Raw genomic sequence first — 3,172 nt, forward strand, 5'->3', positions numbered from 1 at the left:
CACTGATCGGCTTGTCCGTCAGACGCGCGACCGTCAGGAAGCTCTCCAGCGGTTCGAACAGGGCACTGCTCCCGACCAGCGTCAGCGGAGCCCCAACCGTGGTGACCTCGGGCAGCCTCTGGGCCAGTTTGACCATGCTCTCGAGGTCGGCCTGAGTGGGGTGGCGCGGCTTCCCCGCATCGAAGTCGTAGTACAGCGGCGTGATCTCAAAGCCCATCGACACGCTGTAGGTCGACGCAGCCTCCAGCGACGCCGGCGCTTCCACCAGCCCGCGCGCCTTCTGAAGCGCAAGGACCTCGTCTATCAGCTCGTCCGTCAGACGCACGTGCTTGCTGCCGGCCTCTACCCCAGCGCCCTTTTCCGCAAGCGCCTCCAGCATCCGCGGATGGTGCACCCAGACACCGGACTCCTTCAGCACGCGACGCACAGCCTCCCCCAGCACCTGCGCCTTCTTGTCATCGAGAACCATGCCCCGCGGCATGCCGCTACCTCCTGCGATGTCGCCCTGCCGGCACCGTGATGCGAGAGTCCTGGTGCTCCCCTACAGCCTCAGCTCATGGCCATGAGTGCGCAGCCAGGCCTTCGGGGCTTCATACCCCGGCATGACCTGCGCGACGTAACCCCAAAAAGCCGGCGAGTGGTCCGGGTGACGGAGGTGACACAGCTCGTGCACAATCAGGTAGTCCATCACCTCGGCCGGAGCCATCACAACGCGGTAGCTGATGCTCACGTTGCCCTTGCTCGAGCAGCTTCCCCAGCGGCTTGTCATGTCTTTCACCACGACCCGTCGCGGCTGCACGCCCACCCGTTTCCCGAGCACAGCAAACCGCTCCCGGCAGTCCTTCACCGCCTCCTGCACGTACCAGCGCCGCAGCGCCAGGCGAACCTGTTCCCGTCGGGCTTCGGCGCTGGCTGCGGGGCCAACCTGCACGCTCAGCCTGTGTCCGCGCAGGCTCACCTCGCCGTCGCCGAACAAGCTCTGGCGAACCTCCAGCGTCACTTCCCGGCCCCGGATCAGCAGCGTCTCCCCCGCCGTGTATCGTCGGGGCGCAAGGCGCTTCCCTTCTGCCTCTCTCAGCCTCGCGCGGATCCAGTCCATCTGCCGGCGCACGAAGGTCTCGATCTCGCGCAGCGGCGTGCCCAGTCCTGCCCGAACCTCGACGCCCTTCTGCGGGTGGACGAGGATCGTGATCCTCCGCCGTCCACGACGTCGGACCAGGGCGTACTCCACTGTGCCCCTAGCATCAGTAACCCGACGCACGACCGGTTCCCGTGCAGGCTCACGGGGTCGCGAATCCGTCCGCGCAGCACCGCCCGCAACTCCCAGCGCGGAGCTCGCAACTACCACTGGCGGCCCGGCAGCAGCACCCTTGCCGGGGTCTTCACCTCTGGAGGGTGTCAAGCTACCTGCCTCTCCCCTTAGTCCCCGCTCGCCAATCTGGCCAGCACCCGTGCGCAGTTCTCCATCGCGCCCAGGTGCCCCACTTCGAAGCCGTGGGTGTTCTCGGTCGGAAAGCCGATGCAGCCTGCACGACCAGCCAGCCCATACCGAGCCGCCGAACTCGCATCGCTCCCGAAGGACCGCACCAGCATCCGCTGATGTCCGCCACAGACCTCGTCCGCAGTCCGTGCGAGTTGGTCGGCGAGGCCCTTGTGGTACTGCATCGTGACGTCCTTGTACAGGATCACCGGATCGGGGCCGAGGGCCACCGGGTACTCTTCGGCGACCGGTGCAATCTCAATAGCGATCTGCGTGCTGGCCGGGACTGTCCGGCTCACGTAAGCTCCGCCGCCGCAGCCTGTCTCCTCGGCACTGGTGACCGCCAGGTACAGGTCCAGAGCAGGCCTCCTGCCCGCCGATCGCAGCAACTCCGCCACCAGAACCAGGATCGCAACTCCCGCCTTGTCATCCAGTCCAAAGCCGCCCACGCAGTCGCCCAGGTAGAAAGGTTGCTTGCGTGATCTCGCCACACAACCGCGGACGCCGACGAGGATGCCTTTCTCCGCCAGTTGCGCCCGGTTCAGCTTGCAGTGGATGTGACACATCTCCCAGTTCAGCGCCTTCTGCTTCGCCTCACTCACCTTCGGCGTCAGGTGGCTCGAGTGCCGACTGCCGACGGACAGCACGCCCGTCACAACCTCATCTCCCAGCAGATCGAAGGGGCCTTCGCCATACACCCAGGGCACACAGCCCCCGAGCGGGTCCATCCAGATCTTCCCGTCCTCGTCGATCTTGCGGACGATGGCGGAGATCTCGTCCTTGTGGGCCATGAGCAGCACACCGTCGGCACTGCTATGCCCCTTGATCTTGCCGATCACATTGTCATTGGGATCGACCCACACCTCATCGCAGTACCCGGTGAGCAACTCACGACTCAGACGCTCCATCTCAGCCTCATCGCCGGTTGGGGCATGAGTCACGAGCAGACGTCCCAGCAGATCGCGTAGCAGCTCTTGCATGGCAGTTCAACACTCCGCAGGCAGGTAATGAAGTTCAGCTTGTGTTGGAGGCCTTGTGCCTCCCTGCTCAGCTCTCGGCTTTGCTAAAGGTCGACGGGCTGCCCCTTCTCAGCAGACTCCACCATCGCCGTCAGGGCCTTCGTGATCATCAGCCCGTCATGGGCGTCAACGAGCGGCTCCTCACCCCGCAGGACACAGTTCACGAAGTGGCTGATGGCGTCGAAGACGAAGCCCCGCGGCTCACCGTCCACGTCCCCCGAGAAGAACCCCCGGTTCTGGTAGCTCTCGGCATCTGCGACCATGTGCACCGGCTGCGCCGCATCGACGTTCACATACCCCTTGCTGCAGATGAGCTGGAACTTGCTGTCCACCATATGCGGCAGCGACTCCGGCATGATCCAGCAGGACTCGAAGTTGCCCACGCAGCCGTTCTCGAACTCAACGGTGGCCTGGTAGAAGTCCGGGGTGTCGATGCCCATCCCCTTGAGCACCACAGACCGCGAGACGGCGTTCACCCGCTTCGCCTCGCTGCCGAAGTACCACCGTGCGATGTCATAGCGATGGGTGATCAGCCAGAAGGGCAGGCGTGTGTTGGCCGACCAGGAGAGCATCTTGGTCGGCACATAGATTGTGTTGTTGAGCCGCGCGTACACATACATCGGGTCGCCGAAGCGCCCTGCCTCAAGCATCTCGTGGGTCGACCAGAAGGAGG

The 3,172-nt window shown here is 64.7% G+C and carries 4 protein-coding genes; all 4 read right to left on the bottom strand.

The features are described from left to right. Nucleotides 1-481, bottom strand: a 481-nt coding sequence (locus ABFE16_13340; GenBank protein MEN6346278.1) for a trimethylamine methyltransferase family protein, incomplete at its 3' end; no start/stop codon positions are given. 60 nt (nucleotides 482-541) lie between these two features. Further along, complete coding sequence (locus tag ABFE16_13345) at nucleotides 542-1,402, bottom strand: SprT family zinc-dependent metalloprotease (protein MEN6346279.1); 861 nt, start codon at nucleotides 1,400-1,402, stop codon at nucleotides 542-544. A 17-nt stretch (nucleotides 1,403-1,419) separates the two neighbouring features. Then, the gene (locus ABFE16_13350) at nucleotides 1,420-2,460 is read right to left on the bottom strand and encodes a M20/M25/M40 family metallo-hydrolase (GenBank protein ID MEN6346280.1); all 1,041 of its coding nucleotides are present in this window, start codon (nucleotides 2,458-2,460) and stop codon (nucleotides 1,420-1,422) included. An 83-nt stretch (nucleotides 2,461-2,543) separates the two neighbouring features. Beyond that, the coding region (locus ABFE16_13355; protein ID MEN6346281.1) for a Gfo/Idh/MocA family oxidoreductase at nucleotides 2,544-3,172 on the bottom strand (629 nt) is incomplete at its 5' end.

It is taken from the genome of Armatimonadia bacterium (assembly GCA_039679385.1).
In the GTDB taxonomy this organism is placed as follows: domain Bacteria; phylum Armatimonadota; class Zipacnadia; order Zipacnadales; family JABUFB01; genus JAJFTQ01.